The organism is Pandoraea horticolens, from assembly GCF_902459555.1.
Taxonomy (GTDB): Bacteria; Pseudomonadota; Gammaproteobacteria; order Burkholderiales; family Burkholderiaceae; genus Pandoraea; species Pandoraea horticolens.
The window spans coordinates 131,476-154,211 of sequence record NZ_CABPSM010000007.1 but is presented as its reverse complement, the minus strand read 5'-3'; the positions used below and the strand labels follow the sequence as shown (position 1 = coordinate 154,211).

Sequence of the window (22,736 nt, the reverse complement as noted above, 5' to 3'; positions counted from 1 at the left end):
CGTCAGTGCTCAGGACAGACACGCCGGGCGCGAACAAACAAAGAACAAAAGAGATACAGGAGACAACCGTGAAGCACTGGATCGCCTGCCTGCCGCTTGCGGCATGCTCGCTGAGCGCGTTCGCGCAAAGCAACGTGACTATCTACGGCGCCGTCGACGCCGCCATGACCTACGTTAACAACAGCGGCGGAAAGTCGGCCTGGCAGGCTGCCAGCGGCGGGCGCGCAGGCGACAAGTTCGGGTTTAGCGGTGTAGAGGATCTCGGCGGCGGCTTATCGGCGATCTTCACGCTCGAAGCCGGCTTCAACATCATGAACGGCGTTGCACAACCGGCGAACACGCTGTTCGGCCGGCAGGCGTTCGTCGGCGTGTCAGACAAACGGCTGGGCACGCTGACGATTGGCCACCAGTATTCGATGACCAACGACTACTTCGTGCCGCTGTCGACCTCGTTCATGTTTGCGGGGGGACTCGGCGCGACGTTGGGCGACATCGACGGCTCGTGGAATTACAACAAGATCAACAACGTCATCAAGTACGAGAGCCAGACCTATGGTGGGTTGAAGTTCAGCACGATGTTCTCGTTCGGCAACGTTGCAGGCAACTTCGCGCAAGACCGGACTTACGGCGTTGGCGCCTCGTACACGAGCGGCGGGCTGCAAATCGCCGGCGCCTACATGAATATGCGTACGCCAGGCACGTCGATCTTCGGCGCGGCAACCACGGCGCGGCCGGGGGCCGCCTATTCGAACCCGGTCACCAACCCGATCTTCCAGAACTACGTCACGGCCACGAGCCAGCAGGTCGTCGGTGGCGGCGCGAAATACACGTGGGGTAGCTCACAGGTATCGGTCATGTATGAGAACGTGCGTTTTCTCGATATCGTGCGCACCGCAGCCAACCCGTTGGCGCCGCCCAACGCCGTCTTCAACAACTACCAGATCAACTACGGATACTCGTTCTCCGCCCGCACGATGGCGGGTGTCGGCTACCAATACAGCTTCGCGCCGGGCGGACACTATCAGTCTGTCGAAGGCGGGGCCGCCTACAATTTCTCGAAGACGACGTACCTCTACGGCATTCTCGTCTGGCAACACGCGAGCGGGCGCGACTCGACGGGCAATGTGGCCGTGGCCGACATCTTTGGCCTGACGGCGTCCACTACCCCCAACCAGTTGGCCGTGCGCGTGGGTTTGCGCAAGGTGTTCTGAGCCTCATCGACACATCGACGGAACCTGAACTCGCATGCCAAACACTCTCGCATCTCCGAACGCTCCGGCGTCGCTGGATCTGCAATCCTTTCTCGACGGGCGCCGGATGTCGGGCCTACAGTGGCGCGTCGTCGTGCTGTGCTTTCTGATTGTTGCCATTGACGGCATCGACATCGGGCTGGCGGCATATATCGCGCCCGCCGTGCGCCGTGAGTGGGGTCTGTCGGTCGCGGAACTCTCGCCGATTTTCGTCTCTGCGCTGCTGGGCATGATGGCCGGCTCGCTCCTGTTCGGGCCGCTGGCCGACCGGCGCGGGCGCCGCTTCGTGTTGCTGGCGTCGGTTGCCACGTTCGGTCTCGCGACACTCGCTACTCTGTTCGCGACCAACGTCACCGAACTCTCGATCCTGCGCTTTATCGCCGGTGCGGGTATCGGCGGCGCTTCACCGGCGTCCGTCACGCTCACGGCCGAGTACGCGTCGGGCAAGCGCAAGCTATCCATCATCACGCTGATGATGTGTGGCAATTCGATGGGCTCTGCCTTCGGTGGCGTGGTCGCCTCGCAGATCATCGAACGGCACGGCTGGCACGCCATGGTGCTCGTGGGCGGGGTGCTGCCGCTGTTGCTCTTGCCTGTCCTGTGGATGCTGCTGCCCGAGTCGATGCGTTTTCTTGCGCTGCGCCGTCCTCATGAGCAGAATCGCCTGCGCGCATTGGGGCGCCAGATCGCCCCGGATGTCGTCACGTCGCAGACCACGTTCGCCGCGCGTGAGACGAAGCAAAGCCGCTCGCCCGTACGCGAACTGATGGTGGCACCCTACGCACGCGGTACCTTGCTGCTGTGGGCGGCCTTCTTCATGGGGCTTTCGGTGCTGTACCTGATGGCCAGTTGGCTGCCGACCATCATTACGAATTCCGGTGGCTCGATGCGCAACGCCGCACTCGTTACTGCGCTATGGTCCATTGGCGGCACGACGGGGGGGCTGTTGCTGGGGCGCGTGATGGACAGTGCGCGACCGGCATGGGTGCTGGGCGCGGCATACGCCGTGGCCTTCGTGACCGTGATCTGTATTGGCCGCGCCTTCGGCAACGCCACTGTGCTGGCACCGCTCGTGTACATCGCCGGTGTGTGCATCAGCGGCACGCAGGTCGGTCTCAATGGTCTGGCGGCGACGTACTACCCCACGGCGAATCGGGCCACAGGCGTAGCGTGGGCGACCGGCATCGGCCGCTTCGGCTCGATACTCGGCTCCAGCATCGGTGGCGTACTGCTTGGCTCGGGCATGGCCTATCCGGTACTGTTTCTGATCGTCGGTGTGCCCGCGTTGCTTGCCGCTTTGTGCATGTTTGCGATGCCTGCGTCCCGACGCGAACCGGCATCGGCGCTGGCGCCGGCGTTGACGCCTGGAAACTCCGGTACCCGCTGAACGCTCCTCTCTCGACTACTGGATAAACGACTCATGGCATTTCCCGGACCGGCGTTTCTCGCGCTCTGGAATGACGTCACGCCGCAGCATGCGAAGGAATACAACCGCTGGCATACCCGCGAGCATGTGCCGGAGCGCGTCGGCATCGACGGCTTCATCGAAGGGCGCCGCTATCGGCATGCCCGGCCGGGGCAGCGGGAGTATTTCACGGCTTACGGCGCGGTGTCGCCCGAAGTGTTCCGCTCGCTGGCTTATCTGAACGTGATCGACACGCCGACGCCATGGTCCGCCAATATGCGCTCGACGTTGACCCATGTGCTGCGCGCGCCGTGCCGGACGCTGGCGTCGACCGGAGGAGGCACCGGCGGTGCACTCGCGTGCGTGCGGATCCATGCTTCGACCACCGCAGCGGTTGCGGCATTGCCGTTAGTTCAAACATGTGCTGCGCTTGAGGGGGCCGTAGCTGCCCATCTGGGCGAGGTCTTCGAGGCACAGCCAAGCGCATTTGCGCACTGGAAGGCATCGGATATGCCCACGCACGTACTGCTCGTCGAGACGGAGGACATTGCGGCAGCAGGCGCGCTGAGCGAGCGCATCGCATCGCTCGTTGCCGATGCCCTGCCGGTCTCCTCGCCACCCGATATCGACGTGTATTCACTGATCTTCGCGATCGGTCACGACGACGTCGATGTTTCGCTGCGCCGTACACCATAACCGCGCGCACCGACGCGACAACACAAGATTACCGGAGCCCCCGATGAAAGCACTTCAGAAAACCACCGCTGCCTTCGGCCTCGAATGGCGCGATGTCCCCGAACCCGGGCAACCCGGCGCGCACGATGTGATCGTGGAAGTGACTGCCGCCGGCATTTGCGGCAGCGACGTGCATATCTACGATTGGTCGGGCGGCTATGACTTCTTGCGAGCGGCGTTCCCGGTGACGCTGGGCCATGAATTTGCGGGCCGTGTCGCAACGCTTGGCGCTGAGGTCAGCACGCTCCAGCGCGGCGATGCCGTTGTCGTCATCCCCTCGGTCGAGTGCGGCGTGTGCGAGTACTGCGTTTCCGGGCGCGTCGATGAGTGCCGCGACCGCCGGGGCATTGGCATGATGCGCGATGGCGCATTTGCCAGCCGTGTGCGCGTGCCTGCCCGCAATTGCCTGACGCTGCCCCCCGGCATGGACGCGGGTATCGCGTCGCTGGCGGAGCCGCTGTCCATCGGTATGTCCGCCGTCAAGACGGCAGACGTGCGCGCAGGAGATCGCGTGCTGGTGATGGGGCCGGGCACGATTGGTCAGGCCATTGCGGTGCTGGCGAAGGCGCGCGGCGCCCGGGTGGCGCTGGTCGGGCACAACGATGCCGAGCGTCTCGCGACGGCGCGCGCACTGGGTATCGACGCCACGCTGGACCTCGACGGTGCCCCGGACGGGGCAATGTGTACGCTCCTGGGCGAGAACGAATACGACATCGTCATTGAGGCGACGGGCGCCGGCGCGGCGGTTCAGGCCGGGCTCGACGTGCTGCGTCCTTCGGGCGTGTTCGTGGTGTGCGGCATTCATGGCAAGCCCATCAGCTTCGATGGTGCGAAGCTCGTGCGCTTGCGCCACCAAATTCGCGGCACCTACCGCGCAACACGCGCGACGTGGCAGGAAGTGCGCGATTTTCTGGTGGAGAATCACGCGGCGCTCGAGCCGATGGTCACGCACCGGTTACCGCTCGCGCAGGCCATCGAGGGCTTCGAGATGGCGCGCAACAAGATCGGATCGAAGATCGTGCTGGTTCCGTGACATCAGATGACCGAAGCCGACGACCGGCAGACCGGTCGTCGCGGCGGCGGTGCTCAGGGAAAAGCCACGGCAACTTCGGCAGGCGGATCGCGGTTCGATTCCTCGGACAGACGAGCGTAGATCGGGCCTTGCGGGGCAAAGCACTTTGCCGGTCAGTTCTGGCTACCGGGCACCATCCGCGCCATGATCTGCTCTCGCACACGGATCAAATGTTCGCGCATCGCCGTTTCCGCAAGGTCGGGGGCGCGATTCCGAATGGCTTGCGCAATCGCCTGGTGTTCCTGGTCGCGCTGCCGGATGCGTTCCGGGCAGTGGGGTACGGGTTGCGGCACATGTAAGCGGATGTCCGAGCCGACTCGCCGGATGATCTGATAGATATCGGCGGCAAGTGCGTTACCCGATGCGGCAGCGACGGCACGGTGAAAGGCGAGGTCGGTCGAGCCTCGGTCGGCACCGGGCGACGTCGTTGCTGCGCGCTCGATGCGCGTAATCTCGACCGGTGTCGCCCTGACCGCCGCCAGGCGCGCAAGGAACGGCTCCAGCGCCAGCCGAAGTTCGATCACCTCCAGCGCATTCGTGTGCCCGGCCAATATCTCACCGTTGCGCCTGGATTGCCCCTCGCTGCGTCCGCGCGGAGTCTCCAATTCGCCCTCGTCGCGCAGCACCTTCAATGCATTGCGCAACTGATGGCGCTTCACCCCCAGTTCGTCTGCCAATTGCCGCTCTGCCGGCAACGCGTCGCCGTTGGCAAGACGGCTTCGCAAACTCTCAACCAAGTCGACCATAACTTCTCTCTCCCTTCCGCAACCAAGGCATTTGGTTGCGTGCCAAAAGCACATCGAGGCAGCATGATAGCGGATTTTACAACCATCGGCTAACTCGATGGATGCTTTGCTAATTCGCCGTCGAGCTTTGTAATTAGCGCCTGTGTAGGACCTCTATGCCTCCCAATACAGTGGTTTGGTTCAACCAAAAATTCAACCAAAGTATATCAACCATAACGACCAATAACATTTTTGGTTGACATAAAAAATTTGTCTTGATCTACTCGTTTGCATCAGCGGTTCGTGAAACCCCACTCGGAGGTAGCGCAGCATGATGCAAGCCACGCAGGACGCCGCAGTTCGCACTAGCGAGCAGGAGACTCGGCAGATGTATGAGGAGATCGGCAACGCGCATCTGTTCCCGTTCTGGGCCAGAAGCTCGGATGTCGAGCACGATGAGATCAAGCAATTGATGCAGGGCCAGCGTGCAGTGCCCTATATCTGGCGTTACAAGGAAGTGCTCGAGCCGCTGTTGCAGCAGTCCGCCCGCCTCATTTCCACCGCCGACTCCGATCGTCGCTCATTGATCCTGACCAACCCGGGACTCAAGCCGAGGCGGGCCACGGTGACCACCATGTATACGGCGTACCGGCTCAACGATCCGAACGAGATCATGCCGCCGCATCGTCATACCGCGAGTGCCATCCGGCTCGGTTTGACCGGCTCGCAGAACTTCACCGGCGTGGAGGGCGAGGACGTCGTGTTCGGACCGGGCGACATGGTCCTTACGCCGCGCGACACCTGGCATAACCACGGCAATGTCGGCAACGAGCCGGCCATCAACCTTTCGGTGCTCGATTACCCGCTGGTCGAGACGCTCAACGCGCTCTCGTTCGATCACGACTACAGCGAAGGCGGCGCCGTCATGCGCAAGCAATCCGCGCGCTTCCCCGCTGATTACTCCGCGATCACTTACGGGGCAGGTGGCCTGATGCCTCGCTTTGTCGACCATCGACGCGGAGCCAACGGCTCGTCGCCGATGTTCATCTATCGATACGAAGCCGTGCGCGAACTGCTGGAAAAGCACCGGGAGTGGGCTGAAAACCCATACGAGGGGCTACGTATCGAGTACGTCGATCCGCTGCGGGGCGGCCCGGTCTACAAGACGATGACGTTCTTCATGCAGATGCTGCGCCCCGGCGAGCGCACGCTGCCGATGAAGCAGACGGCAAGTCTGCTGGTGTCGCCGCTGGAGGGCGAGGTGCGCGCCGTTCTCGACGGCGAAGCCTTCGAGACGAAGCCATTCGATACGCTCGCGGTACCTGGCGGGACGTGGGCCGAATACGAGAACACCAGCGCCACGCAGCCGGCCATCGTATTCATTGCGAGCGATGAGCCGGCACTTCGCGCATTCGGATTGCTGCAACGCTGGGGCAAGACCGCTGGCGGCGACGTCATGCTTCTCGACTAAGGGGCGCCTCCATGGCCAAGGCATGGAATACGCGGCTCGTGAGCCACATCGATTGCCCCGGCGGCGGACAGGTGTGGGTCGATCGCAACATCCTGTATGTCTCGCACATGCGTCCGCCAGCCGGCACGTCGATTTATGACGTTTCCGACCCCAAGCATCCGCGCTTGCTGGCGACGCTCGAAGTGCCGATGGGCTGGCATTCGCACAAGGTTCGCGTGCAGGACGGCGTGATGCTCGTGAACTACGAAAAATTCCGTGAGGGCGCACCGGACTTTGGCGGCGGTCTTGGCATATTCGACATCACGCGCCCGTCCGAGCCACGACTGATCTCGCGCTGGTACTCCGGCGGCGAGGCTGGTGGGGTGCACCGCTATGACTTCGACGGCCGCTTCGCATATATCTCGCCAACGGCTGAAGGTTTCGTCGGGAACATCGTCAAGATTCTCGATCTGGCGCAACCCGAGCGACCCGAGGAAGTCGGCCGCTGGTGGATTCCGGGGCAGAACGTCGGTGCGGGAGAGGAATACCCGTGGGACGACTACGTCCGCCCGCGATGCCATCACCCGCTGCGCATGGGCGATCGTCTTTACGTGTCCTATTGGCACCACGGCTTTTTCATTCTCGACATCTCGGACATGTCGTCGCCGAAGCTGATCTCGGGGATCAACAGCGGCCCGGCACATCCGCACCCGACGCATACCGCCTTACCGATTCCCGGCCTTGTCAAAGGGCGTCGCGTCATGGTGGTGGCCGACGAAGATGTCGCGAAACTGCGGCCGTCGCCGCCGTCGTTCGCCTGGGTGTACGACATTACCGACGAACGCCAGCCGATGCCGATATCGACGTTTCAGGTCGCCGGTGTCGACCCCGACGGATCGCCGCGCGAACCGATGTCGGGTTGTCACCAGCCCTCGGAGCGCTTTGTGGGAACGACGTTGCCGTTCGCCTGGTTCGCCAAGGGCATGCGGCTTGTCGATCTCTCCGATCCGTTTGCGCCCAAGGAGATCGCTTTCTACGAGCCAGACGCCCCCGCCGGCTGTGAGCGCGCGTCGTCCAACGACGTCACGATCGACGATCGGGGGCTCGTGTACCTGCTCGACCGGCAACAGGGGATCGACATCATCGAATGTTTCCCGGGATGACGTTTCGACGCCAACGAAGACAAAGAGGACGGCAATGACGATTTCGGTACATGGCAAGAAAAACCCCAACCTGCCGTTTCATCCGGCGGTTCGGGCGGGGGACTACGTGTTCGTCTCGGGCCAGGTTGCCAAAGACGAAGATGGGCGGATGGTCAGCGGCACGATCGAGGACGAAACACGCGCCACGATCCTCGCCGTGCAGCGCGCACTGCGCGAGGCGGGGTGCGATCTGGCCGACGTGGTCAAGGCGACGGTCTACCTCGAAGACGCCCGCGACTTCGGGCGTTACAACGGCGTATTCAAGGAATTCTTCCCGGACGGCAGGCTCGCACGGACCACCGTCGAGGCACGTGCCGTGATTACGACACGCATCGAGATCGAATGCATCGCTTACCGGCCGCTGTGAATCGCTTGTATCGGCCAAGACATTGAACATCATCTGAGGACATCGACATGCTGAAGCTCTACGGACGTGCCACATCCGGCAACGTGCAGAAAGTCATCTTCCTTCTCGAAGAACTGGGCAAGTCCTACGAGCGGCTCGACTATGGCCGCCAGTTCGGCAACACCGGCACTCCGGAATACCTCGCGATGAACCCGACCAACAAGGTGCCCACGCTGGCGGATGGCGACCTCGTCATCTGGGAATCGCACACGATCCTGCGCTACCTCGCCAGCCAGCAGGGCACGTCGTTGTATCCGGACGATCCCGCGCAGCGCACATTTGTCGAGCGCTGGATGGACTGGGCGCTGGCATCGCTCAACCCCGTCTACCTCGCGGGATTCAAGGACGCGAAGAAGTCGAAGGACGAACAGTCTGCCGATACGGGGCCGAACCTCGCCGCCGAACTGACGATTCTGGACACTCACCTGTGTGAGGTTCCGTGGTGTGCCGGTCAGTCGTTCAGTCTCGCGGACGTGGCGTTGGCGCCGCTGGTCAAGCGCTGCGTGAACTTCCCGTTCGCGTTGCCCGAATTGCGTGGCATCGCGGCGTGGCTGGCTCGCATCGAAGAGCGCCCGGCATTCGCGAAGGCCACGAGCGCGGGCTGAACGGACATTGAGACAGACGCGCTCGCCGCGCGCTCGCTGAGACGCGGCGATATTCCAAAAAAACGCAAGACTGGAGCATCCCTATGGCAAGTCTCGATCGGCCGGATATGCCGCAGATGGCCGTCTCGACGGCGACGACATCGTCTGAGCCGTACATCAGCGTCAGCGGTCTTTGCGTCGACTTCGAGACGCACGGCCGTATCAATCGCGTGCTGAACGACATTCATCTGTCGGTCGAACGCGGCGGATTCACCTCGCTGGTGGGGCCGTCAGGTTGTGGCAAGAGCACATTACTCAAGGTGCTTGCGGGATTGCAGGCGCCCACGCAGGGACGGGTGAGCGTGGGCGGTATGACGCCGTCCGAGGCGGTTCGGCAGCGTCGCATCGGCCTGGTGTTTCAGGAGGCGGCGCTCATGCCGTGGAAGAGCGCGTTCGATAACGTGTGTCTGTTGATGGAGCTGGTCGGCACGCTGCGCGACAAGGACGCCATTCGCACGCGTGCGCTTGAGTTGCTGAACATCGTTGGCCTCGGGCATGCCGTGGATCGCAAGCCGTCGCAGTTGTCCGGGGGAATGCGTCAGCGCGTCTCGATCGCGCGTGCTTTGGCGCTTGATCCGGAGGTGCTGATGATGGACGAGCCGTTCGGTGCGCTCGACGCCATCACCCGCGAAGAGATGAGCGACTTTCTGCTCGATCTCTGGCAGCGCACGGGCAAGACGATCGTCTTCGTGACGCATTCGATCGACGAAGCCGTGTTCCTGTCGCGCGAAGTCACCGTCATGGCGACCGGACCCGCACGCATTCTCGAATGCCTGACAGTACCGCTGGCGTATCCCCGCAACGAGGACAGCTACGCCACGCAGGCATTTGCCCAGACGGCCTCGCATCTGCGAAAGCGTCTCAAAGAAGGCCATCGGGCCGGGAGGACATCATGAGTGCATCGCCTACCGACGTCGTGCCGGCCGGCGCGCGCGGGCGCGCCGCCCCGAAACCGTTTCGCGGTCTGTGGCGTGCAGGGCCCGGTGTGGTGCTGACGATCGTGCTGCTGGTGTTGTGGGAGGCGGGGCTACGCCTGTTCGACGTGCCGGCATTCGTGCTGCCGACGCCGACACAGATCGCCGGGGCGTTGGTGGCGAAGCAGCCGGAACTCGCCGCCGCGGCGTGGGTGACCGCTCGCGAGGTCCTGTACGGATTCGTACTGTCCTCTGTGGTGGGTGCCGCACTTGCCATTTGCATTGCACGTTTCGAGCGATTGGGCAGCGCGGTCTATCCGCTGATGGTGGTTTTCCAGAACGTGCCCAAGATCGCGCTCGCCCCGATATTCGTGCTCTGGTTCGGTTACGACCTGATGCCCAAGATTCTCCTCATCGTCGTGATGGCGTTTTTCCCGGTGGCCTTGAACATGCTGGTGGGGCTGCGCTCGGCCGATCCGAATCTGGTGGCGCTGCTCAAGTCGGTGGGCGCCACGCGAAGCCAGATTCTGATGCGCGTACAGATTCCACACTCGTTGCCGGCGTTGATGGCGGGTATCAAGGTCGCGATCACGCTGAGCGTCATCGGCGCCATCGTCGGTGAATTTGCCGGCGCCTCGGCCGGGCTGGGCTACGTGATTCAGTTTGCCTCGACGCAAATGCAGATGCCGCTGGTCTTTGCGGCACTCGTCGAGGTCTCGCTGCTCGGCGTGCTTTTCTACTACGCCGTCGAGTGGTTCGAATACCGCTTCATTACCTGGGGAGGCGAAGCGCGTCACTGAACGCCATGTCGCCATTTAGCCACTTAGCCGGGTAGTCGTCGTGTTCTCTTTCTTAGCGTTTCTTCTTGCAGGAGCACCAGCGTGAGCAGATTGAGCAAACTGTTTTCGGTTCTTCTCGTTTCGGTATCGTTGCTGGGCGCTGCAGCGCCGGCGTCGGCAGCCGACGACGTCATCGTCCAACTCGACTGGGTCGTGCGCGGCAACCACGCGATGTTCTTCGTGGCGCGCGACAAGGGGATGTTCGCGAAGCAGGGGATCAACGTGACGGCGATCCGCAAGGGCACCGGCTCGGTGGATGCGCTGCGCATGGTGGCCAATGGCAGCGCGCAGTTCGGCTTCGGAGACCTCTCCACGCTGTTGGTCGCCCGCACGCAGGGCGTGTCGAATACTGCGCTGGTGGCCGTGAATCAGAAGAGCCCTCTGGCGATGGTGTCGGTCAAGGCGCGCAAGCCGCTCAATTCGGCCAAGGATCTCAAGGGCATGAATGTCGGCGTGCATCCCGCCGGTTCGACCTACGTGTTTCTGAAAGCCTTCCTCAGCAAGAACGGCATGTCGCTCGCCGACATCAAGCAAAGCACGGTGGCGCCGCCTTATGAGAATTACCTCGTAATGGGCCGTGTCGATGCCGTGCCGGGGTACATCGACGCCGAGGTGCCGCTGCTCGAAGAGAAGACGGGCGGTCCGGGGTCGCTTTCGATACTCCAGGCCGCCGATCACGGGTTGAACGTCTACGGATCGGGCATGTTCACTTCGGACAAGATGATTGCCGCGAATCCGCAACTCGTTCAGCGCTTCGTGAACGCGTACACGGAGGCGTTCGGATATGTCGTCGCCCATCCCGACGAGGCGGTTGCCGCCATCGTGAAGGCTAACCCTGAGTACAAGGGCCAGGAAAAGATCCTCGCCGAGCAACTCGACGCGGACTTCAAGCACACGATGTACTCGGGCGATACCGCGGCCAATGGCATGGGTTGGATTGAGGGCAAGCGCTGGGGTGACATGTTCGACGTCCTCCAGAAAGAGGGCTCGATTGACGCGAGCGCAAAGGCGAGCGGCGGCTTCGATATGAAATTCCTGACAGCGGCCAAGCCGCTGCGCAAGTGAGGAGGTCGAGATGAGCGTCATCCTGTCCGAAAACTCGCGGGCTTCCGAGTCTTCTCAATGGCAAGGCTGCGGTGCCGGGCTGACGTTGCCTGCCCATGATGGCCTGTACTACGGCGGCGCGTGGCATGCCCCGCGCTCGGGCCGTTATGGCGACGTCTACAGCCCCGGTGACGGGTCTCGGATCGGCAGGGTCGCCGTGGGTGACGCGAGCGATGTCGATGCCGCCGTCGCCGCTGCCCGGCAGGGGTTCGCCGTATGGCGCGATACGCCGCCGCTCGAGCGGGCACGGATTCTCCGGGCCGCCGCCGTCGAGATGCGCAAACACGCCGCCGATCTGGCCTTGCTGGATGCTGCCGACTGCGGCAATCCGGTCGCTGAAATGACGGGGGACGTGATGGTTGCTGCGGCGCTGTTCGAGTTCTTCGCGGGGCTGGTCACGGAAATGAAAGGGGCTTCGATTCCGATGGGCCCCGAAGCGATCAACTTCACCGTACGCGAGCCCGTGGGCGTAGTCGCCAGAATCGTGGCGTTCAACCATCCCTTCATGTTCGCGGCAGGCAAGATGGCGGCACCGCTCGCGGCAGGCAACGCGGTTATCGTCAAACCCCCCGAGCAGGCCCCGTTGTCCTCGTTGCGGCTCGCAGAGATCGTCGGTGGTCTGTTCCCGCCGGGGGTGGTGTCGATTCTCAATGGCGGGCGCGATGTCGGGGAGTCGCTCGTGTCGCATCCCGATGTTGCCATGCTGGGGTTGGTGGGCAGCGTTCCGACCGGACGTGCGGTGGCGCGTGGCGCCGCAGAGCGCATCAAGCCGATGCTGTTGGAGCTGGGCGGGAAAAACGCCCTGATTGCCTATCCCGACGTCGACCCCGATGCGCTGGCGGCCGGTGCGGTTGCCGGCATGAACTTCACATGGTGCGGCCAGTCGTGCGGCTCCACCAGCCGCCTGTTTTTGCATGCGAGCTTGTACGACGCCGTGGTCGAACGCATTGCCGAGCGATGCAAAGCCTTCGTGCCAGGCTTGCCGACGGATCCGAAAACCAGCATGGGCGCCGTCATCAGTCAGGCACAGCATGCGCGAGTTCTCGCGTTCATCGCCTCGGCGCATGAAGAAGGGGCGAGGCTCGTGTATGGCGGCAAGGTGCCCGACGATCCGGCGCTGGCAAACGGCTACTACATCGAGCCGACGGTGTTTGCCGATGTTCAGCCGCAGATGCGTATCGCGCGGGAGGAGATCTTCGGCCCTGTGCTGTCGATCATCAAATGGCACGACGAGGCGCAGATGCTGGCCGATGTGAATGCACTCGACTACGGGTTGACGTGTGCCATCTGGACGAACGATCTCGAGAAAGGCATGCGCACGGCGTCGCGGGTCAATGCGGGGTTCGTATGGATCAACGAGGTCGGCAAACATTTTCTTGGCGCGCCGTTCGGCGGGATGAAGCAGTCGGGCATGGGCCGGGAGGAGTGTCTCGGCGAGATGCTGTCGTTCACGCAGGAAAAGAACATTCATGTGAGCCTGCGCCGCGTTGCCACGCAGCGCTGACCCGTCAACCGATCGCAGGACCCAGGCATGCAAACCACTTTTGATTACATCATCGTTGGCGCGGGCTCGGCGGGCTGTACGCTCGCCAATCGTCTGACCGAGGACCGCGACGTCCGGGTTCTCGTGCTGGAGGCCGGGGGATGGGATCGCGACCCCTGGATTCACATCCCGCTCGGTTGGGGCAAAATCCTCACGAAGCGGTTGCATGACTGGATGTACGACTGCGAGCCGGAAGAAAATGTTGGCGGACGAAGCGTGGAATGTGCGCGCGGCAAGGTGATCGGCGGTTCGTCGTCGGTCAACGCCATGGCGCATGTGCGCGGCAATCGCGCTGATTTCGAGCGATGGGTGCGCGATTACGGGCTGCGCGACTGGTCCTACGACGCCGTGCTGCCGTACTTTCAAAAGCAGGAGCGTTGGGAGGAGGGCGGAGGCGCCTTTCGCGGTGCCGACGGGCCGTTGAACGTGCAGCGATGCCGCTATGAAGACTCGTTGCTCGGTGCTTTCGCCGAGGCATCGACGTCCGCCGGGCATCGTTGGGTCGACGACTACAACGGTGCGACGCAGGCGGGTTTCAGCCGCCTTCAGATGACGATTCGCAACGGACGCCGTTGCAGTGCCGCAAGCGCCTATCTGCACCCGGCGCGCGCTCGCGCGGGCCTGCGGGTCGAGGTGAATGCGCTCGCGTCTCGCGTGCTGCTCGAAGGCGACAAGGCGGTCGGGGTCGAGTACTGGCAGAACGGCGTGAAACATGTGGCGATGGCCAGTCGAGAAGTCTTGCTGTCGGGCGGGGTAATCAATACCCCCCAGTTGCTCATGCTCTCGGGCATTGGCGATCCGCAGCAGCTATCGCAGATCGGCGTACCGGCGTTGGTGGCGAGCCCTGGGGTCGGCCGTAATCTTCAGGACCATCCCTCGGTGATCGTGATGTATCGCCGTGCAATGCCGGGGCCGTTCCACCGGATGATGCGCCTTGACCGTATTGGCGTTCAACTGATTCGCGCGTATCTGACCGGAAACGGGTTCGCGTCGGATGTGCCGGGCGGCGTGGTCGGTTTCATGCACAGCGGCGAAGCCCCCGATTCGAGCGAGGCCCCCGACTTGCAACTGCTGCTGACGGCGGCCCCGCTGGGAGCCTGGCCGTATTTCAAGCCATTCAAACAACCCTTCAACGACGGCTTTGCGTGCCGCACCGTCTTGCTGCATCCGGAGAGTCGCGGCGAAGTCCGGCTCACTTCGAGCGATCCGTCCCAGAAAGCGCGCATCCACCAGAATTTCCTGTCTACGCCTTACGACTGGGCGGCGTTACGCTCGTCGGTGCGGATCGTGCGCGAGTTGGCCGCGCAACCGAGTCTGGCGCCATACATCGGTGCCGAGATTGCGCCGGGACCGTCGAGTTCGTCGGATGCGCAAATCGATGCCTTTATCCGGAAGACGGCGATTACGGTCCACCACCCGGCGGGCACGTGCCGGATGGGAACCAACGACGACCCGATGGCTGTGGTCGACAGCGAACTGCGCGTCAAGGGGGTGCGTGGGCTGCGGGTGGTCGACGCATCGGTCATGCCCGACCTGACGTCGGGCAACATCAACGCGCCGGTCATCATGATTGCCGAACGCGCCGCCGATATGATTCGCGGGCGCGTTCCGATGCATGCGGCTGAGCCGGCGCACGCCGGCGGCGAAGCGGTGGCGGTATGAAGCTCGCCCTTGCCGGGCTGCGCCGGCACCGCGTGGTTGTCACGCAGCCGCTGGACGATGCCGCCATCGAACGTCTCGACCGATTTTTCGACGTGGCGTTGTGCAGCCACGCCGGGCAGATGACGCGTGCCGCGCTGATCGAACAGCTTCGCCCGGCGGCGGCGGCGCTTGTGGGCGAGGGGGATGTCATCGACGCGCAGATGCTCGATGGTCTCGACGTGCTCCAAGCCGTGTGCTGCCTCACGCCGAGCGAACCGCGCATGGATATCGAGGCGATGACTCGCGCGGGGGTGCGGGCGATGTCGTCGCCCGATGCCGGGCGCGCGGTCGAGAATCTGGTCGCCGCCTTTGGCTTCGGTAGACTCGGTGGGCACCCGCCGGATCTCCTCAATCCGGAACTGCTTTGCGACTGTTGCAGTTTTTAGCGCGTTTGCGCGGCGTTACGCGCTAAATGGACTGTGAGTGTCTACGAAACGATGGTTGGTCAAAATGTGTGAAACCGCCGAGGACGCAGACCCTGGTGGAACCACTCGATCATGGAGACGATGTCGAACACCGGCATATTCAGGGCGTCGGCGAGCGCGGCCGAGTAGGGGGAGAAATTCGTGCATTCGCTGACGATCGCGCCGACATCCGGGTGCTCTGTGAGCAATTCCTGAGCGCAGCCAAGCAGATCGGCGAAGTTCCGCGCGGGATCTACCGACGCGGCATTGTGCAACTGGCTGATAAAGAAGTGTGACGTCTCATGCAGGCCCGCGACGGGCAAGTCGGGCGGTGCACCCACCTGCGTCAAGTGAGCGGGCGTCATTGCCTCTCGCCGCGCCGTCAATACACCGACGCGCTTCCCGAACGGCAGCATCCTCGAAATCATCGGGATTTGCAGCAGACTTGACGTTGCGATCGGCACGGGACATCTCGCCTGCAACTCACTCTGGTATGCCGCCAGAAACCCGCAGCTCGTCGTGATCCCGTCGACCCCCAACGCCACGAGATCATGCGCCGCCGTGACGAACAAGTCGAGACTGCCGCCCGCACCCGGCGACATGACCTGCGGCCCCGTCACGCCGCTGACCAAAGCGTACTGAACGGGAAAATCCCATGTCGATGCGTGGCCAATATCGCCGGGTAGTCGCTCGAAGCCGGTATCGAGCATCAAGATGCCCAGCGTTACGCCATGCACGACCCGTTGGCGAACTTGCCGATCCGGATTGATTTCCATCGCGAGGCGCTCTCCGGCTATTGGGGATCGACGAAGCACTTGCAGTCCCGCATTTCGGGAGGAATCGTCAGGCCAAGTTGCTCAAGCTTTTTTCGATTTACCAACGCCAGATAGTCGCCGGGCTGAGGGCGATAGACCGCCAGTTCCGAGGGCTTCTTGCCGTTCATGAGCGCTAGAGCGAGATCAGCAGCGTGCGCCCCCTGCGATTCGTATGAAGGCGCGTAGGCAACCGCAATCAGGTTCCCCTTGCGAATGAGTTCGTGCTCGGCCGACAGAATTGGCATTTTGAGTCGATCGGTGACGCTGGCAACTGCGGGAAGCGAAGACTGCACGAGATTTGAGCCAATGGCATAGAAAAAGTCGAGCCCCTTCATCGTTCCCGTGCGCTGCGGGACATCGATGGTCGTATCGACGCTGGTCGCGACCATCTTCATGCCGGCTTTTTCCGCAGCCACCCCCAGACTCTTGATGGCGGCAACGTCGTTGACTTCCCCTGCGTTGTAGAGAACGCCAAAAGATTTCGCGCGCGGGAATATCTTCTTCGCAAATGCCAGTACCGCATCGTAGTCGGTCACGCTTGCCGTGCCGACAATGCGCTCGCTCCCATGCTCCCAATCGGGCACCAGCCCGGCCGCAATGGGATTCGTGACTTGAGAGAATACGAGTGGAATTCGTGCGTCGGACACGTTGCGAACGGCAGCCTGCGCCACGGGGGTCGTCACCGTCAAAATCACCTTGGGGCGCTGCGAGACGATCTGAGCCAAAGTTTGAGGAATGAGGCCTGGCGTGAAGTTGGCGTCGCTATAGGCATAGGTGACTGTTTTACCTTCAATGAACCCATGTTTTGCCAATTGCTCCTTAAAGCCGGAAATGGTCCTCGACAGTGCCGGGTGGGGACCAAAATTGGCGATCCCGATGACGGCCGTTTCTGCATTGGCGACAACGGAACTCGCCATCAGCGAGCACATCAAGGTGACGCTGGACAGTCGCTTGGCAAAGAGTTTGGGGAGCATGGGCGTCCTCGGTAAGCGGTGAAGGAAGAGACCGTCGCCGATTCGCTTTGCTTCGGCGAGGGAGTACGTTCGCAAGTACATCCTCGCTTCATTTTGGCGAATACCAAAATTCGTAGCGCGGCAGGTTGAAAATGAGGCCCGATATCCTATTTCATTCGTCCGACACCGAAAATCGCCCGCATCGCAGGCGGATATCGGCGCAGCACGTACGGGTTATCCCCCGCTAAGGGCGGTCAGGGATGATGCGCTACCGAATCAGTACGTCATAGTTCCGATATCCAACGCGAATCGCTGGCGAGTTCCGTAACTTATTGGCTGATCGTCGCAATGCGCGGCGCCCTGTTCCTTGTTACGGAGCGACCATGTCTTCTCTTCGCGCCTCCCCGCTGCCTCGCATCGGTATCGACATCGGCGGCACCTTTACCGATTTCGTGCTCGAGCTTGGCGACGAACGGCACACCCACAAATGTCTGTCGACGCCGAAGGCGCCTGAACAGGCGGTAATCGCGGGAGTTACCCACCTTCTGCAACTGACCGGCACCCCGGCCAGCGCCCTTGGGGCAGTGCTTCACGGCACGACTCTGGCGACCAACGCCGTGATCGAGCGGCGCGGTGCCAAGACGGCTCTGGTGACAACCGCAGGTTTTCGGGACGTCATCGAAACCGGGTGTGAGGCGCGCGCGGATCAATACGATCTTCGGGTCAGAAAGCCGGAACCGCTTGTGCCCCGAGACCTCAGGTTTACCGTTGTCGAACGTATGGGGGCAAAGGGACAAATACTGCTCTGTCTCGACGAGGCAAGCGTAGATCGTGTCGCTGACGCGCTTGCTGCGCAAGAGGTGCAGAGTGTCGCAATCGCGTTCATGCACAGTTACGCGAATGCCGACCATGAAAAGCGAACGGCCGAACGACTCATGAGGCGGCTGCCCGACTTGTCGTTCAGCCTGTCGTCAGACGTGTCCCCGGAGATTCGTGAGTTCGAGCGCTTCTCGACCACCTGCGTCAATGCCTACGTCCTGCCGCTGATGGCCTCCTATTTGCAGCGCTTGTCGGAGGCGCTCAAATCGATGGGCATCGATGTTCCCCTATTGATGATGACCTCGGACGGCGGGTTGTGCGATGTTGATACCGCACGCCGCTATCCCGTCCGGCTACTTGAGTCGGGCCCCGCAGGAGGGGCGCTGCTGGCGTCTTACGTAAGTCGGACGCTCGGTCTCGATCGCGTGCTTTCCTTGGATATCGGGGGTACCACGGCAAAGTTATGCTTCATCGACGACGGGAGCCCGCAAATGTCGCGCGCGCTGGAAGTGGCACGACTCTATCGCTTCAAGCCCGGCAGCGGAATTCCGCTTCGGATCCCCGTTGTCGAACTGTGCGAGATAGGCGCGGGCGGCGGGTCCATTGCCGGCATCGATATGCTCGGCCGCGTTAAGGTTGGCCCGACTAGCGCGGGGTCACAACCGGGGCCTGCCTGCTATGGCCTAGGAGGCGCGGACGCGACACTGACCGACACGCATCTGGTGGCCGGACGCCTGGACCCCGAGTATTTCGCAGCGGGGTCACTGTCGCTCGATACGGATGCCGCGCTCGAAGCGCTGGATCGCGCTATCGCCTCGCCGTTGGGCGTCGGCCAGGAGACTGCGGCCTACGCGGTTGCGGAAGTCGCAGACGAGGCGATGGCGGGGGCCGCACGTGAGCATGCCATTGAGCTTGGAAAAACGTTGGCGGGGAGAACGTTAATCGCGTTCGGTGGGTCCGCACCACTGCATGCCGCGCGGTTGGCCGAGAAGTTGGGGATCGACAGAGTCGTCGTGCCGGTCGCGGCGGGTGTGGGCTCGGCATACGGGTTTCTCGTGGCGCCCATTTCTTTCGAGGCGGCCCGAAGTCTCTATCAAACGCTCAGCGAGTTGGATGCATCGCTGATCAACGAGTTGCTTCAAGAACTACGGAATGAAGCCACAAACGTTATCGGCCATGCCAGCCCGGCGCCGGCCGCCGACAACGAAACACAAGCGTTTGCGTATATGCGCTATCGCGGCCAGGGCCATGAAATACAGGTTCCGATTCGCGACCTGTCGATCGATCAAACGAACATCGTCGCGCTGCGGGCCGAATTCGAACGCCAGTACCAAGAGCGATTCGGTCGTTTGATCGCGCATGCGGATATCGAGATACTCAGTTGGAGCGTGCGTGTATCGCACACGCCGCCCATACCCACGAACGAGGTGCACTCGCTCGCGTCGCCCGACGCTCGAATGTCGGAGACAAAGGCGCCCTTGCCAGTGGATGTGCGATCGGTGCTGGATCAATCGTCCAAGACGCGTGTCGACGCTGCATTCCATCGCCGCCATACCCTCTTGGAAGGCACTGTGATTCTGGGGCCCGCAGTGATTGTCGACGATGAGACGACGATCGTCGTGCCGCCGGAATTCAGTGCACGTTGCGTGCCTTCGGGGCACCTCGTGCTTGAACGGCAGCGTTCCTCGGCCGGGTTTCAGATGTCACGAGAGGTATATCAATGATGGGCCACAGTGAACCTGCCACTGACGCGCTGCCTGATGATCCGTCATCCAACCAAGCGATCCGCCTTCAGATCATTTGGACTCGTCTGATTTCGGTGGTGGAGGAACAGGCACGATTACTCATGCGCACCGCGTTCAGTCCAACCGTACGAGAAGCCGGTGACTTGTCGGCGGGCGTCTTCGATACGCGTGCCCGACTGGTGGCGCAGGCCGTCACCGGGACGCCCGGTCACGTCAATTCGATGGCCGCCGCGGTCGGACACTTTCTGGATGCGTTTCCGATCGACACCATGCGCCCCGGCGATCACTTCATCACGAACGATCCGTGGCTTGCCTCCGGCCATCTGCATGACGTGACCGTGGTTTCGCCGGCGTTTCGCAACGACTCGGTTATCGCGCTATTTGCCTGCACCTGCCATCAGGTCGATATCGGCGGGTTGGGGCAAGGCCCCGATGGCCGTTCGGTGTTCGAGGAAGGGCTCTGTATTCCGCGCTTGCCACTGGCCCGCGCCGGAGAGGTGAATCAGGATCTGCTGGATATTATCCGCGCCAACGTGCGCCAGCCAGACGAAGTGATTGGTGACATTCTGTCTTACATAGGCGCCAACGAGGCCAGTGCACGGCGGCTCATCGCCATGCTGGACGAGTTCGGCGAGATCGGGCTCGACGACATTGCGAACGACATCATTGATCGATCGAGCGCCGCGATGCAGCGCGCGATTGCGCGATTGCCTCGGGGCCGGTATCGCTATGCCATGCGAATCGACGGCTTTGATTCACCCGTCGATCTGGAGGCAGAACTGGAAGTCGGCGAAGGACGCATTCGTGTCGACTTCGAGGGATCGTCGGCTGCCAGTCATCGCGGGATCAATGTGGTACTCAACTACACCCGCGCCTACACAGCGTTCGGGGTGCGGGCCGCCATTGCGCCTGAGGTGCCTAACAACGCTGGCTCACTGGAGCCGATCGATATCACGGCCCCCGTGGGGTCGATCCTCAATGTCGAACGTCCGTGGCCGGTGTGCGCGCGCCACATCATTGGGCAATTTCTCCCCGACGTGGTCTTTGGCGCCTTGGCGGCCATTCTTCCGGAGGAAGTCCCCGCGGAGGGTGCCTCTTGCATCTGGGGGGCGCAATTGCGCGGGGGCGCCGTCGCCGCCATGGCTGCCGGGGAAGGCGCCGAACGTGCGGGACAGAGCTTCGAGACGCTTTTCTTCAACAGCGGCGGCGCTGGCGCGCGTGTCGGCGAAGACGGCATGTCCGGCACTGCCTTCCCAAGCGGTGTGAAGTCGATTGCCGCGGAGATCGTGGAGTCGAACTATCCGGTGGTGATCTGGCGTAAGGAACTGCGGTGCGATAGCGGTGGTGCAGGTCGCTGGCGCGGCGGTCTTGGACAGAGCCTCGAAATCGGGACGGCGGACGGTGCGCCTTTTCAATTCTTCGGAATGTTCGATCGCGTGAGGCACCCGGCGCGCGGGCGCGACGGGGCGTTCGATGGACTGGCCGGGCGAGTGGCGCTCGACGATGGGACTCACATGGCAGGAATGGGGTTGCAAACCGTACCGCGTGGGCGTCGCCTGTGTCTGGATCTGCCGGGTGGCGCAGGGATCGGACTGGCCACTGAGCGGAAGCGGGAAAGCGTCGAGGCTGACGTGCGGCTCGGTTATATCAGCGAGGGCTCTGCGGCAAGTGATTATGGGTTCGACGCAGGGCAGGCGTTGCTGTGTCGGAAAACAGATCAAGGTTAAGCGATTTCGGTTCTTCTTATTTTGGCGGCGTTGGTCTGGTGAGGGCGTTTTCTTACGCTGCATTCGACGATGCACGACACACATTAATCGTCTCTCACTTTCGTCAATCACGGAATCGACCATGAAAAAATGCCTCTATACCCTGGTGCCGTTGATGTTGCCATTTGTCCTTTGCTCGCCCGTCCGGGCGCAGCAGAGTAGCGTCACGTTATACGGTGTGCTGATGGGCGGCGCCATCTACGCCAACAATTCGCTGGGAGGGAAGTCCGTTGGCCCGGCGAACGGGCCGAGCCGATGGGGGTTTAAAGGCGCTGAGGATCTTGGGGGGGGCACCAAGGCGATCTTCACGCTCGAGGGCGGTTTCAATCCGAATACCGGAACTTCTGCGCAAGGGGGCCGTGAGTTTGGACGGCAGGCATTCGTTGGTTTGCAAAATGAACGATGGGGCACGCTGACGACGGGGCGCCAATATGACTTGACGCAGGACTGGCTGGCGCAATACTCGGCACCCGTGCGTTGGAACGGCTATACGGCGCACGTGGGCGACAACGACAATTTCAACTATCAGTTCCGCGCAAACAATACGCTCAAGTACGTGTCGCCGCGCTTGGCCGGTGTTCAATTTGGCGCAATGTACAGTTTTGGCGGCCAAGCCGGGAGCTTCAATAATCAGAGCGGGGTGAGCTTCGGCGCGAACTACGTTGGTGGCCCGGTTTCCGTGTCTGCGGCGTACATGCGCCTGAATCGGCCATCGACAGCGGCCAGCGAGGGGATCTGGAATACGGCCCTGTTCCCGTCGATTTCCGCTCAGTCGCCCACGTTCTCGTATAGCGTATCCCCGACGAGCATGGAAATTTGGGGCGCGGGTGGGTCGTACGCATTCAGCGACTCGACGAATGCTGCCCTGATCTGGTCTCACAGCCGGTATGAAAATCTGGGCGTTACCCAACTGGGGCTGGGCGGCGCGCGAGCCGATTTTGACAATATCGAGGCAAACGTCAGTCATTTCCTGACGCTCGCCAATCAGATCAACTTCGCCTACACATACACACGAGGGAAGATATCCACTACCGGCTTCACGCCCCAGTACCATCAGTTCAGCCTCATCGACAACTATTTTCTTTCGAAGCGAACCGCCTTGTTCGTCGTCGGCATTTTCCAACTGGCCGCTGGCGATGCCAAGCATGCCAATATCGAATATGCGTCCGGTGGAGGGGCTTCCACGACGACCCGGCAAGTTGCTGTCACCGCCGGCATTTTTCATCGTTTCTGAAAACCATGGG

At 62.3% G+C, this 22,736-nt stretch carries 20 protein-coding genes; 17 read left to right on the top strand and 3 right to left on the bottom strand.

Annotated elements, in window-relative coordinates:
• Positions 1-68 precede the first annotated feature (68 nt).
• Genes PHO31112_RS13615 through PHO31112_RS13600 form a run of 4 tightly spaced genes read left to right on the top strand, consistent with a single transcriptional unit; the run spans position 69 to position 4,423 of the window.
• Positions 69-1,211 (top strand): porin, encoded by a 1,143-nt coding sequence (locus PHO31112_RS13615; protein WP_174995709.1) that lies wholly within the window; start codon positions 69-71, stop codon positions 1,209-1,211.
• A gap of 34 nt (positions 1,212-1,245) precedes the next feature.
• On the top strand, positions 1,246-2,637 hold the full coding sequence (locus PHO31112_RS13610) for an MFS transporter (protein ID WP_150620992.1): 1,392 nt from the start codon (positions 1,246-1,248) through the stop codon (positions 2,635-2,637).
• Between the two features lie 33 nt (positions 2,638-2,670).
• Positions 2,671-3,351, top strand: coding sequence for a DUF4286 family protein (locus tag PHO31112_RS13605; protein ID WP_150620991.1), 681 nt, complete (start codon positions 2,671-2,673; stop codon positions 3,349-3,351).
• A gap of 43 nt (positions 3,352-3,394) precedes the next feature.
• Positions 3,395-4,423 carry a zinc-dependent alcohol dehydrogenase gene (locus PHO31112_RS13600; RefSeq protein WP_150620990.1) on the top strand — a complete coding sequence of 343 codons (1,029 nt, stop codon included), beginning with the start codon at positions 3,395-3,397 and terminating at the stop codon, positions 4,421-4,423.
• A gap of 152 nt (positions 4,424-4,575) precedes the next feature.
• Here the strand turns inward: PHO31112_RS13600 and PHO31112_RS13595 are convergent, their stop codons facing one another.
• Positions 4,576-5,208, bottom strand: coding sequence for a FadR/GntR family transcriptional regulator (locus PHO31112_RS13595; RefSeq protein WP_174995708.1), 633 nt, complete (start codon positions 5,206-5,208; stop codon positions 4,576-4,578).
• Positions 5,209-5,518: 310 nt separating this feature from the next.
• On the opposite strand from PHO31112_RS13595, the gene PHO31112_RS13590 reads away from it, so the two are divergent.
• From PHO31112_RS13590 to PHO31112_RS13545, 10 genes are all read left to right on the top strand, one after another.
• On the top strand, positions 5,519-6,658 hold the full coding sequence (locus tag PHO31112_RS13590) for a cupin domain-containing protein (protein WP_246178167.1): 1,140 nt from the start codon (positions 5,519-5,521) through the stop codon (positions 6,656-6,658).
• Between the two features lie 11 nt (positions 6,659-6,669).
• Positions 6,670-7,800, top strand: coding sequence for an LVIVD repeat-containing protein (locus PHO31112_RS13585; RefSeq protein WP_150620988.1), 1,131 nt, complete (start codon positions 6,670-6,672; stop codon positions 7,798-7,800).
• A 34-nt stretch (positions 7,801-7,834) separates the two neighbouring features.
• Positions 7,835-8,206, top strand: coding sequence for a RidA family protein (locus PHO31112_RS13580; protein ID WP_036661961.1), 372 nt, complete (start codon positions 7,835-7,837; stop codon positions 8,204-8,206).
• A 47-nt stretch (positions 8,207-8,253) separates the two neighbouring features.
• Complete coding sequence (locus PHO31112_RS13575; protein ID WP_150620987.1) at positions 8,254-8,850, top strand: glutathione S-transferase family protein; 597 nt, start codon at positions 8,254-8,256, stop codon at positions 8,848-8,850.
• A gap of 83 nt (positions 8,851-8,933) precedes the next feature.
• Complete coding sequence (locus tag PHO31112_RS13570; protein ID WP_246178164.1) at positions 8,934-9,785, top strand: ABC transporter ATP-binding protein; 852 nt, start codon at positions 8,934-8,936, stop codon at positions 9,783-9,785.
• Positions 9,782-10,603, top strand: coding sequence for an ABC transporter permease (locus tag PHO31112_RS13565; protein WP_150620986.1), 822 nt, complete (start codon positions 9,782-9,784; stop codon positions 10,601-10,603). Before PHO31112_RS13570 ends, PHO31112_RS13565 begins: the two co-directional genes overlap by 4 nt.
• A gap of 81 nt (positions 10,604-10,684) precedes the next feature.
• Positions 10,685-11,707, top strand: a complete 1,023-nt coding sequence (locus tag PHO31112_RS13560) for an ABC transporter substrate-binding protein (RefSeq protein ID WP_246178162.1) — start codon at positions 10,685-10,687, stop codon at positions 11,705-11,707.
• Positions 11,708-11,717: 10 nt separating this feature from the next.
• Positions 11,718-13,250 (top strand): aldehyde dehydrogenase family protein, encoded by a 1,533-nt coding sequence (locus PHO31112_RS13555; RefSeq protein WP_150620985.1) that lies wholly within the window; start codon positions 11,718-11,720, stop codon positions 13,248-13,250.
• Positions 13,251-13,277: 27 nt separating this feature from the next.
• Positions 13,278-14,951: a GMC family oxidoreductase gene (locus PHO31112_RS13550; protein WP_150620984.1), complete on the top strand. Its 1,674-nt coding sequence runs from the start codon at positions 13,278-13,280 to the stop codon at positions 14,949-14,951.
• Positions 14,948-15,376, top strand: coding sequence for a Rossmann-fold NAD(P)-binding domain-containing protein (locus PHO31112_RS13545; RefSeq protein WP_150620983.1), 429 nt, complete (start codon positions 14,948-14,950; stop codon positions 15,374-15,376). Before PHO31112_RS13550 ends, PHO31112_RS13545 begins: the two co-directional genes overlap by 4 nt.
• 59 nt (positions 15,377-15,435) lie before the next feature.
• Here the strand turns inward: PHO31112_RS13545 and PHO31112_RS13540 are convergent, their stop codons facing one another.
• Complete coding sequence (locus PHO31112_RS13540) at positions 15,436-16,170, bottom strand: aspartate/glutamate racemase family protein (protein WP_150620982.1); 735 nt, start codon at positions 16,168-16,170, stop codon at positions 15,436-15,438.
• A gap of 17 nt (positions 16,171-16,187) precedes the next feature.
• A complete protein-coding gene (locus PHO31112_RS13535) occupies positions 16,188-17,183 on the bottom strand; it encodes an ABC transporter substrate-binding protein (RefSeq protein WP_150620981.1) in 996 nt (331 codons plus the stop codon).
• A gap of 362 nt (positions 17,184-17,545) precedes the next feature.
• On the opposite strand from PHO31112_RS13535, the gene PHO31112_RS13530 reads away from it, so the two are divergent.
• From PHO31112_RS13530 to PHO31112_RS13520, 3 genes are all read left to right on the top strand, one after another.
• The gene (locus PHO31112_RS13530) at positions 17,546-19,705 is read left to right on the top strand and encodes a hydantoinase/oxoprolinase family protein (protein ID WP_150620980.1); all 2,160 of its coding nucleotides are present in this window, start codon (positions 17,546-17,548) and stop codon (positions 19,703-19,705) included.
• Positions 19,702-21,453 (top strand): hydantoinase B/oxoprolinase family protein, encoded by a 1,752-nt coding sequence (locus tag PHO31112_RS13525; protein ID WP_343042739.1) that lies wholly within the window; start codon positions 19,702-19,704, stop codon positions 21,451-21,453. Before PHO31112_RS13530 ends, PHO31112_RS13525 begins: the two co-directional genes overlap by 4 nt.
• A 121-nt stretch (positions 21,454-21,574) precedes the next feature.
• Positions 21,575-22,726 carry a porin gene (locus PHO31112_RS13520; protein ID WP_425495193.1) on the top strand — a complete coding sequence of 384 codons (1,152 nt, stop codon included), beginning with the start codon at positions 21,575-21,577 and terminating at the stop codon, positions 22,724-22,726.
• Positions 22,727-22,736 lie beyond the last annotated feature (10 nt).

What these genes read in the sequence shown, in the direction of transcription:
- PHO31112_RS13540 (WP_150620982.1), bottom strand. Translation starts at nt 16,170, where the DNA reads ATGGAAATCAATCCGGATCGGCAAGTTCGCCAACGGGTCGTGCATGGC.
- PHO31112_RS13565 (WP_150620986.1), top strand. Translation starts at nt 9,782, where the DNA reads ATGAGTGCATCGCCTACCGACGTCGTGCCGGCCGGCGCGCGCGGGCGC.
- PHO31112_RS13570 (WP_246178164.1), top strand. Translation starts at nt 8,934, where the DNA reads ATGGCAAGTCTCGATCGGCCGGATATGCCGCAGATGGCCGTCTCGACG.
- PHO31112_RS13520 (WP_425495193.1), top strand. Translation starts at nt 21,575, where the DNA reads ATGAAAAAATGCCTCTATACCCTGGTGCCGTTGATGTTGCCATTTGTC.
- PHO31112_RS13600 (WP_150620990.1), top strand. Translation starts at nt 3,395, where the DNA reads ATGAAAGCACTTCAGAAAACCACCGCTGCCTTCGGCCTCGAATGGCGC.
- PHO31112_RS13605 (WP_150620991.1), top strand. Translation starts at nt 2,671, where the DNA reads ATGGCATTTCCCGGACCGGCGTTTCTCGCGCTCTGGAATGACGTCACG.
- PHO31112_RS13555 (WP_150620985.1), top strand. Translation starts at nt 11,718, where the DNA reads ATGAGCGTCATCCTGTCCGAAAACTCGCGGGCTTCCGAGTCTTCTCAA.
- PHO31112_RS13525 (WP_343042739.1), top strand. Translation starts at nt 19,702, where the DNA reads ATGATGGGCCACAGTGAACCTGCCACTGACGCGCTGCCTGATGATCCG.
- PHO31112_RS13575 (WP_150620987.1), top strand. Translation starts at nt 8,254, where the DNA reads ATGCTGAAGCTCTACGGACGTGCCACATCCGGCAACGTGCAGAAAGTC.
- PHO31112_RS13580 (WP_036661961.1), top strand. Translation starts at nt 7,835, where the DNA reads ATGACGATTTCGGTACATGGCAAGAAAAACCCCAACCTGCCGTTTCAT.
- PHO31112_RS13535 (WP_150620981.1), bottom strand. Translation starts at nt 17,183, where the DNA reads ATGCTCCCCAAACTCTTTGCCAAGCGACTGTCCAGCGTCACCTTGATG.
- PHO31112_RS13590 (WP_246178167.1), top strand. Translation starts at nt 5,519, where the DNA reads ATGATGCAAGCCACGCAGGACGCCGCAGTTCGCACTAGCGAGCAGGAG.
- PHO31112_RS13550 (WP_150620984.1), top strand. Translation starts at nt 13,278, where the DNA reads ATGCAAACCACTTTTGATTACATCATCGTTGGCGCGGGCTCGGCGGGC.
- PHO31112_RS13595 (WP_174995708.1), bottom strand. Translation starts at nt 5,208, where the DNA reads ATGGTCGACTTGGTTGAGAGTTTGCGAAGCCGTCTTGCCAACGGCGAC.
- PHO31112_RS13530 (WP_150620980.1), top strand. Translation starts at nt 17,546, where the DNA reads ATGTCTTCTCTTCGCGCCTCCCCGCTGCCTCGCATCGGTATCGACATC.
- PHO31112_RS13610 (WP_150620992.1), top strand. Translation starts at nt 1,246, where the DNA reads ATGCCAAACACTCTCGCATCTCCGAACGCTCCGGCGTCGCTGGATCTG.
- PHO31112_RS13545 (WP_150620983.1), top strand. Translation starts at nt 14,948, where the DNA reads ATGAAGCTCGCCCTTGCCGGGCTGCGCCGGCACCGCGTGGTTGTCACG.
- PHO31112_RS13585 (WP_150620988.1), top strand. Translation starts at nt 6,670, where the DNA reads ATGGCCAAGGCATGGAATACGCGGCTCGTGAGCCACATCGATTGCCCC.